Source organism: Paenalcaligenes sp., from assembly GCF_030152715.1.
Classification (GTDB): Bacteria; Pseudomonadota; Gammaproteobacteria; order Burkholderiales; family Burkholderiaceae_B; genus Paenalcaligenes; species Paenalcaligenes hermetiae.
The window spans coordinates 1-8,917 of the sequence record NZ_JASLIX010000014.1; the positions used below are offsets into that span (position 1 = coordinate 1).

The window sequence follows — 8,917 nt, forward strand, 5'->3', positions numbered from 1 at the left end:
CCAAATCATTATGACTATTACCCAGCAGCGCAACAATCCACCATCGACGCTATCAATGAACAGATCTACACAACCATTAATAATGGCGTCTATCAAGCAGGCTTTGCCACCTCCCAAAACGCTTATGAAAAAGCTGTTACGACCCTATTCGCTCATTTAGATCTTCTGGAGCAGCGCCTGCAGGCACACCGTTATCTCTGCGGCGACCAAATCACAGAAGCCGACTGGCGGCTTTTTACGACTCTAGTTCGTTTTGATGCCGTATATTACAGCCACTTTAAATGCAACCTGCGTCGGCTTGTGGATTATCCCAACCTCTGGGGCTATGTGCGCGATTTATACCAGCAGCCAGGTATCGCTGCCACAGTCGACATGGATCACATTAAGCGCCATTATTACGCTAGCCACCCCACGATCAACCCCACTGGGATTGTTCCCCTGGGCCCTATTATCGATTTTTCTCAACCCCATCATCGCGAACAGATGGAGCTCGCCGAAAAATAATCGACAATATGCAATTGTTTTTCACCCTTTTTTGCTTCAGAGTGCTATAATAACTTTTTAGACGTTAGAGTACAGGGTTGCCTACGTCTTATTATTGATTTATTTGATCTCGTTGTTAAACAATCCTTGACAACGACTTAAATCTTTAATAGAATTTTATTTTTTAGCGGCTGTAGCTCAGTTGGATAGAGTACTTGGCTACGAACCAAGGGGTCGTGGGTTCGAATCCTGCCAGCCGCGCCATACATTTTAATTCTGTTAACCAAAACAGGATTATCATCTTTGTTATTGCTTAATACAAAAAACAAAGATACAATAACGCTTTTAGCGGCTGTAGCTCAGTTGGATAGAGTACTTGGCTACGAACCAAGGGGTCGTGAGTTCGAATCTTGCCAGCCGCGCCATACACTAAAAAGCCTCGTTCATTTTTGAACGAGGCTTTTTTATTAATGGTTTTATTTTTATCGCAGGGCTTTGCGTAGGATCTTCCCCACATTGGATTTAGGCAGCTCATCCCTAAACTCCACATAATGCGGAATTTTATAGCCGGTCAAATGTTGACGACAATACTTAATCAACTCTCGCTCCGTCAAATTTGGATCCTTACGTTGTACAAATAATTTAACCGCCTCACCCGTACGCTCATCGGGAACCCCTACTGCCGCCACCTCTTGCACCCCTGGGTGCATCGCGACGACCTCTTCGATTTCATTGGGGTAGACATTAAAGCCCGATACTAAAATAATGTCTTTTTTTCGATCTACCAAGAATACAAAACCATTTGCATCGATATAACCAATATCCCCTGTGCGTAAAAAACCATCAGCATAAAAAACCTGTGCCGTCTCCTCTGGTTTTTGCCAGTAACCAGAAGTCACCTGAGGACCACGCACGCAAATCTCACCCACTTCACCCACGCCCATATTTTGTCCTGAATCATCACGAATAACGAGTTCAGTCGAAGGTAATGGCAAACCAATAGATCCCTCTACATGCCGACCATCAAAAGGATTGATTGTTACTGCAGGAGAGGTTTCGGTTAAACCATAAGCTTGAACCAGTGGCAGCCCTGTTACTTTTTCCCAGCGCTCAGATACCGCTTTCTGCACCGCCATCCCGCCACCTAAAACCAAACGCAATGATGAAAAATCCACTTTAGCAAAATCAGGATGGTTAAGTAACGCGTTAAATAACGTGTTCACCCCCGTGAAACCCGTCATTTTTTCTTTATTCATGGTCTTAATGAGTGCTGGGATATCTCGCGCATCAGGAATTAAGACATTACGTGCGCCCAGCTTAATAAAAAGCATGCAGTTCGCTGTTAAAGCAAAAATATGATAGAGCGGCAATGCCGTAATCACACACTCCTTACCATCGCGCACCACCTCGCGCACCCAAGTATAGGCCTGCATTAAATTAGCCAGCATATTGCCATGAGAAAGCATTGCGCTTTTGGGCACCCCTGTGGTTCCCCCTGTATACTGCAAAAAAGCCAAATCGTCTTGCTGAATATTGACTGGCTGGTACGACTGGCGTGAGCCAAGGCGTAAAGCCTGCTTTAAACGCACGTGCCCAGGCAGCGTCCATTTTGGTACGGCTTTTTTTACACGACGTAATACAAAATTCGTTAACCCACCCTTTACTGCTCCTAATAAATCCCCAACCCCTGTAACAACTACGCTTTGTAAATAAGGACGATGCTTAACCTTTTCTAGTACATGAGCAAAGTTCTCAGCCACAACAATAGCTTTAGCCTGAGAGTCATTAAGCTGGTATTCCAGCTCTCGCGGTTTATACAATGGATTGCAATTCACCATCACACAACCCGCTTTTAATACACCAAACATACAAACCATATATTGCAAAATGTTTGGCATCATCAATAGCACAGCATCGCCTTTTTTAAACCCTTGCAGACGCAACCAATTTGCAAAATAACTACTCTGGCGATTCAGCTCGGCATAACTCATCTCACGCCCTAAAGACACATAAGCAGTTTGCTTGGCAAAACGCTCGCAACTTTGCTCTAGCACGTCTACCAATGAGGTATAACCGGAGGTACTAATTGTTTCTGGAACATCTTCTGGGTAGCTTTTCAGCCAAATTTTCTCCATATCCTCTCTCTCCTTACTCTTGAACTCCGCTTAACCTTCTTGCTTGCGCTCGCTCTGGGCTTTCTTTTTTTGACTATAGTGCCGACGATGCGCAATATATAACGTCCTTTCTACGATGGCATAAACCTCTCCGGCTTGATCTTCAAGAGATATAACAAAATCATGGGTGACTTCTTGGTGCTCTTCTAAAGCGCTTTGTATACGATCCTTGTCTTCAGCCGTAACACGACACCATGCATATAGCGTGCAATAGGCTGGTCGTCGGAAGCGGATCGAAGCCTGCTTATCCCATACAATCACATCCTCGCCTAAACTCACCATCAATAACAAAGGATGCGGTCCATCAGTGACACCAAATAACGACCCACCAAATATAGATCCCAATGCATTACGTGTCCGCCAATGCAAGGGGAGACGTATTTTCATGGCGGACAGGTCTGGAGTGACTTCGATCACCTTGCCTCCCATGCTGCGAAAGCCTGGATGCAAGTTGAAGCCAGCTCTCAGTACCCGTGCTCGCCACTTAGGTGGTATGCGATAAATCCACCGTAGCTTCATACGTTAGAGCGCCTCAAATATCCCAGCCGCGCCCATACCCGTACCGATACACATGGTCACCATGCCGTACTTGGCTCCGGTACGGCGCAATCCATGCACCAATGTAGCCGTACGAATCGCCCCGGTTGCTCCTAAGGGGTGACCAAGAGCGATCGCTCCGCCTAATGGATTCACCTTTTCTGGATTTAAATCCAACTGGCGCATCACAGCTAAAGCCTGAGCTGCAAAAGCCTCGTTTAACTCAATCCAATCCATCTGATCGAGTGTCAAACCAGCTTGTTTTAAAACCTTAGGTATGGCTTCTACTGGACCAATCCCCATCACCTCTGGCGGAACCCCAGCAACCTCATAGCCAACAAAGCGGGCCAACGGTTGTAAATTTAGCTGCTTGAGGATTTTTTCTGAAACCAACACCACAGCAGCAGCACCATCAGAAACCTGAGAGCTGTTTCCGGCTGTCACAGAACCTCTAGCCGAGAAGACAGGACGCAAACGTGCTAACCCCTCTAAACTACTATCAGGTCGCGGCCCCTCGTCTACACGCACAACATGTTGACGCTCGATGACCTCACCATTGTCTTGGCCAGAAGGCACATAAGAGGTTGTTTCGTAAGGAGTGATCTCCGCATCAAACAACCCAGCCTTTTGGGCAGCAATAGCACGCTCGTGGGATTGCAATGCAAATGCGTCTTGATCCTCACGTGAAATATGCCAACGCTCAGCGACTTTCTCGGCTGTTAGGCCCATACCATATCCCATGCCAATTAGATCAGGGTTTTCAAAAATTCGAGGGTTAATGGCGATTTTATTACCCATCATTTGGGGCATCACGCTCATGGACTCGGTGCCCGCCGCGATCATCACGTCCGCCTCACCGAGTCGGATTTTCGCAGCCGCATCAGCAACCGCCTGTAGCCCCGAAGCGCAAAAACGATTCACCGTCACGCCTGGCACCTGAGCAGGTAAACCTGCAAGCAATACCCCCATCCGTGCTACGTTCATCCCCTGTTCGGCCTCGGGCATAGCGCACCCAACAATAACATCACCAATCAGCGCAGGATCCAACTCGGGTACTTGAGCTAATGCTGCCTGTAGGGCACCAACAAGTAAATCATCAGGACGAGTTTTTCCAAATACGCCCCCACGCTTACCCACAGGCAGCCGAGTGGCTGCAACAATATACGCCTCTTGTTTTTGACTGCTCATAATCCTTCCTTTTAATTACGTAGTGGTTTGCCTGTGGTCAACATATGACGGATGCGCGCTAGTGTTTCTGGTGTACGTAACAACTGCACAAATTCGCGCCGCTCCACGGCTAATAGCCATTGTTCGTCAACCTCTGTGCCACTATCAATATCCCCTCCACATAAAGCAACCGCTGCAGCATGGGCAACGCGATAATCATGCTCGCTAATCATGCCGCCCTCTAACATATTGGTTAGCTGCAAATCAAAGTTAGCAATGCCATTTCTACCAGCAACGGGAATACGACTAGGTACAGCTGGCGGCTGATGCCCCATATCGGCTAAGGCACGAGCTTGTTTAAGCGCTGTCCATAACAATTCGTCCGCATGGAACACAACCTTGTCATGCTTTTGTGCAAAGCCCACTTGCTGAGCCTCGAGCGCACTTTTTGCCACTTGAGCCATGGCAATTTGGCGGAAAGGCTTAACCAAATAGGGGAACACTTCAGCAGGTGTTTCAGTGGTACGCGCTAATTCTGCGGCACGTACGGCAAAAGCCTTGCTACCACCCCCAGCTGGAATAAGCCCCACACCTACCTCGACAAGCCCCATATAGCTTTCTAGTGCTAACACACGCGAGTGCGCATGCATCGCAAACTCACAACCACCACCTAGCGCTAGGCCTTGAACCGCTGCCACTGTTGGCACACGTGCATAACGCAAAGCCAAAGCCGTTTGCTGGAATTTAGCAACCTCGGCTTCCAACACATCAAAAGCTTGAGCTTCCACCGCATCGGCTACCTGCTGTAGATTTGCTCCCACCGCAAAAGGAGCCTCATGCCAGATAACAAGCCCTTCGTAAGACTGCTCTGCTATGGCTACGGCTTCTAAGATACCTGTCAATACCTCATTGCCAATGGTATGCATTTTGGACTGAATCGATAAAATGGCGATGCCCGCATCCACCGTGGGTAAGCGCCATAAGCGTACCCCCTCGTTTTGCCATATGGTCTCTTGCTCAAGCACTTGATCTGAGCGCGCCTCTCCGTACAAGCGCTCACCGAATAATTGACGCTGATACACAGGCAAGGCAGAGCGAGCCTCAATCTGCTTCGTACGTGCCGAAAACGACCCATCGGACTGATGTACTCCCTCGCGCCCTGACTCTAGCACCCAATCAGGTAGCTTCGCGTCACTCATCGTGAGACCCGCCTGAATGTCCTCTTGAATCGCTTTAGCTACGGTTTGCCAGCCTGCTTGCTGCCACTGCTCAAAAGGACCTTGAGACCAGCCAAACCCCCAGCGCATCGCTAAATCCACATCACGAGCATTTTGTGCAATATCGCCTAAATGCACAGCACTATAGTGGAATGTATCGCGCAATACCGCCCACAAAAACTGGGCTTGCGGATGTGAGCTTTGACGCAATCCCAATAAGCGAGCAACAGGATCTTTTTGTTTTAAGATCTGTACTAGTTCGTCTGCGGCTTGACCTGCTCGTGCGCGGTAGCTGGCCGTTTCAGGATCCAAAACTTGGATGTCCTTACCCTGCTTACGATAAACCCCTGCCCGCGTTTTCTGCCCTAATGCCCCTTGCTCAATTAGCGCCTGTAACCAAGCTGGAGCCTTAAAGTAAGCATGCCAAGGGTCCTCCGTTGCGTTCTCTTGCAAGGTACGAATTACATGAGCTAATGTGTCTAAGCCCACCACGTCAGCGGTGCGATACGTAGCACTTTTAGGACGACCAATAAGTGGCCCGGTAATCGCATCCACCTCATCAAAGCCTAAGCCTAAACGCTGCGTATGATGCATTGCCGCCAACATGGAAAACACACCAATACGGTTCGCAATAAAGTTGGGCGTATCTAAGGCTCGAATCACACCTTTACCTAAGGTGGTGGTTAACCATGTTTCAAGCTTATCTAATACCTCGCTTGAGGTATACGAAGTGGCGATCAACTCAACCAACTTCATATACCGAGGAGGGTTAAAGAAATGCACTCCACAAAAACGTGAGCGTAATGCCTCGGGCAAAGACTCTGCCAAGGCTTGAATGGACAGCCCTGACGTATTGGAAACAAAAATGCTCTCTGCCCCTAATGCTGGCGCTATTTTTTTGTACAGATCTTGCTTCCAATCCATACGCTCAGCAATCGCTTCGATCACCACCTCACACTCTTTTAAGCGATCTAGATGCTGGTCATAGTTAGCAGGCTCAATGGAAGTGAGTACCTCTTTACTGGCTAGAGGTGCCGGTTCAGCTTTTTGTAAACGCTTGATTGCATTAACACTAACTCCATTCGGATCTCCCGTCTGCGCAGCAAGATCATAGAGCAGCACAGAAATTCCCGCATTGGCCAAGTGTGCTGCGATTTGGGCGCCCATTACTCCGGCTCCCAAAACCGCTACACGCGTAATATTAAAAGTACTCAATGCTCTCTCCTTCCCTCAAAATGGGTAACGACTAAAACGAAGCGGATACTTGCATACCAATTACATGCCCTTTGTTTTTGTATTCGCCAGAGACTAAGCCACGGCCTGGCTCAAGGTTATGAATTGGTGTTTTTTTCAGGTACAAATAGGTGTAGCCAACATCAAAGCTCATGTTTTTGTGTTGATATTGCACACCTGTGGAATACCAGCGACGATTGTTATCAGGCAAAGAGGTAGGACGCTTTTCTGCGCTACGAATCGGCGCCTGGTCAGTGGCCACACCGACTTTCCAAGTCCAGTCCTCATTGATTTTGTATTTCGCACCTAAAGCAAAACGCCAGGTGTCTCTGAACTGTAGATCGAGTGCATTGCTAGGCAGCCCTTGGTTTTCAATCGTGAGCTCAGGAATACTGCTCCATCCGGTCCAAGACACATCGCCTAACAAAGTCCAGCGCGGGTTTAGCTGATGTGAAACACTTAAAATCGCTGTATCTGGGAGCTTGACCGTCGCGCGTGCATCGGTAGCAAGCATATGCTGGCCTTGGACTGCAATATTGGTATCGCCTTTACCTGTATGTTTGATACGTGAACGGTAAGACAAACCAATGCGTGTCGATTCTACTGGTTGGAAAACCACACCCACATTCCACCCCCACGCATCGCCATTGACATCAACTTTGGCATCGCCCTCTATGGGGAAAGGTAACAAGGGGTGTACTACCGGCACGGCCAACTTATATTTGGCATCAATGCGCTGCCAGTTCACTCCCGCTCCAATGGACCATTGGTCATTCACCCGATAAGCAATAGTCGGGTTGATATTGATGGTTTTAATTTCGAACTCACGGGAATGAAAACGTCCTACCCAATCGTCTTCATACTCTGTTTTTAAACCAAACGGCACGCCTACGCCCAGCCCAACATACCAGCGTGGATTCAACTGCCATGTTGCGGCCAAGTTAGGCACAACTCCCCAACCTCCTGCATCGCCACCTGAAGTGCCTTTCGTGTTAAATGGTGTCACACTTTGCCCGTTATCCGTGAACTTAAAGGAAGGGCGAATAGCTGTCACCCCACCCGTTACATGGATACCAGGTAAATACGTCATCGCAGCAGGGTTAAAATGCAAAACACTTGCATTTTCAGTATCTACGCCTGATCCAGCATAAGCATTTCCCAGCCCACTGGCGTTTTGTTCTAATAACTGAAAACCTGCTCCTAATGCGGTATTGGCATAAACGGCACTCAATACCAATGGCAATACCATCACACTGTGTTTTTTGATTTTCATCATTGTCTCCTTATTTCCTTTGGTTTTAGGCCTAGGAATAGGCCTATTTCACTACTTCACTACTGCACTCCTCGTTGATACAACGGCCCGCCCGTAAACGGTGCGTAGCCAGTTCCGAAAATCATCCCAGCATCGACCAAGTCCGCATCTTTCACTACTTGTTGGTCAAGCTGTTGCTTAGCGCTTGAGGCCAATAAATCTGCCAGCTCTTGCGCAAGCTTATTGGCAACCGGCTCTGCTTTTGGTTTAATCGCCTTGCCGGCTTTCCATTGATAAAAGCCCTGACCGGTTTTACGGCCCAATTGTTTTTTTTCTATTTTTTCCTGTAGGCAAACTGGGGCTAAAGCATCAGCAACTAATTGTTTGCCCACCGCTAATGCCACATCCAAGCCCACCATATCTACCAGCTCAATCGGCCCAACCGGCATGCCATAAGCTTCCATCGCAGCATCAATTGCTTCAGGCTTATACCCCTCGTCCACCAGACGCATCGCGGCCAACATATAAGGGGTTAAAGCCGCATTAACTAAAAACCCAGGTACGCTTTTTACAACCAAAGGCAGCTTTCCTATCTGTCCCACAAAGCCGCGGGCTTGATCCACAACCTGCTGATGCGCTGGACTCGATACATTCTGATGTACCACCTCTACTAAAGGCATCAATGCCACAGGGTTAAAAAAATGGATTCCCACCAAACGCTCTGGTTGTTTTAGATCCCGGCTCAGGTCCTCTAACGCCAAGCTAGAAGTGTTCGTAGCCAATACAGCATCAGGGCGCATCACCTGCTCTAAATGCGCATAAAGCCCACGTTTCGCATCGATATTTTCACTAAT

At 48.1% G+C, this 8,917-nt stretch carries 7 protein-coding genes and 2 tRNA genes; 3 read left to right on the top strand and 6 right to left on the bottom strand.

Annotation, left to right across the window (positions count from 1 at the left end):
* From Q1V74_RS00880 to Q1V74_RS00890, 3 genes are all read left to right on the top strand, one after another.
* Window positions 1-504 (top strand): glutathione S-transferase C-terminal domain-containing protein (locus tag Q1V74_RS00880; RefSeq protein ID WP_300646632.1); only part of this gene is annotated, 504 nt, incomplete at its 5' end.
* Window positions 505-670: 166 nt separating this feature from the next.
* Window positions 671-747 (top strand) — tRNA-Arg (locus Q1V74_RS00885).
* An 84-nt stretch (window positions 748-831) separates the two neighbouring features.
* Window positions 832-908: transfer RNA gene (locus tag Q1V74_RS00890), tRNA-Arg, on the top strand.
* A 57-nt stretch (window positions 909-965) separates the two neighbouring features.
* On the opposite strand, the gene Q1V74_RS00895 is transcribed toward Q1V74_RS00890, so the two are convergent.
* The 6 genes from Q1V74_RS00895 to Q1V74_RS00920 all read right to left on the bottom strand — a co-directional run.
* Complete coding sequence (locus Q1V74_RS00895) at window positions 966-2,618, bottom strand: AMP-binding protein (RefSeq protein WP_300646633.1); 1,653 nt, start codon at window positions 2,616-2,618, stop codon at window positions 966-968.
* Between the two features lie 30 nt (window positions 2,619-2,648).
* Window positions 2,649-3,176, bottom strand: a complete 528-nt coding sequence (locus Q1V74_RS00900; RefSeq protein ID WP_300646634.1) for a DUF4442 domain-containing protein — start codon at window positions 3,174-3,176, stop codon at window positions 2,649-2,651.
* A 3-nt stretch (window positions 3,177-3,179) separates the two neighbouring features.
* Window positions 3,180-4,382: an acetyl-CoA C-acyltransferase gene (locus tag Q1V74_RS00905; protein ID WP_300646635.1), complete on the bottom strand. Its 1,203-nt coding sequence runs from the start codon at window positions 4,380-4,382 to the stop codon at window positions 3,180-3,182.
* 11 nt (window positions 4,383-4,393) lie between these two features.
* The gene (locus Q1V74_RS00910) at window positions 4,394-6,793 is read right to left on the bottom strand and encodes a 3-hydroxyacyl-CoA dehydrogenase/enoyl-CoA hydratase family protein (protein ID WP_300646636.1); all 2,400 of its coding nucleotides are present in this window, start codon (window positions 6,791-6,793) and stop codon (window positions 4,394-4,396) included.
* 31 nt (window positions 6,794-6,824) lie between these two features.
* Window positions 6,825-8,060, bottom strand: a complete 1,236-nt coding sequence (locus Q1V74_RS00915) for an outer membrane protein transport protein (protein WP_300646638.1) — start codon at window positions 8,058-8,060, stop codon at window positions 6,825-6,827.
* 83 nt (window positions 8,061-8,143) lie between these two features.
* Window positions 8,144-8,917, bottom strand: a 774-nt coding sequence (locus Q1V74_RS00920; protein WP_300646637.1) for a 3-hydroxyacyl-CoA dehydrogenase family protein, incomplete at its 5' end; no start/stop codon positions are given.

Excerpts from the sequence above, each read along its gene's own strand:
- Q1V74_RS00895 (WP_300646633.1), bottom strand. The coding sequence starts at position 2,618 with ATGGAGAAAATTTGGCTGAAAAGCTACCCAGAAGATGTTCCAGAAACA.
- Q1V74_RS00900 (WP_300646634.1), bottom strand. The coding sequence starts at position 3,176 with ATGAAGCTACGGTGGATTTATCGCATACCACCTAAGTGGCGAGCACGG.
- Q1V74_RS00905 (WP_300646635.1), bottom strand. The coding sequence starts at position 4,382 with ATGAGCAGTCAAAAACAAGAGGCGTATATTGTTGCAGCCACTCGGCTG.
- Q1V74_RS00915 (WP_300646638.1), bottom strand. The coding sequence starts at position 8,060 with ATGGTATTGCCATTGGTATTGAGTGCCGTTTATGCCAATACCGCATTA.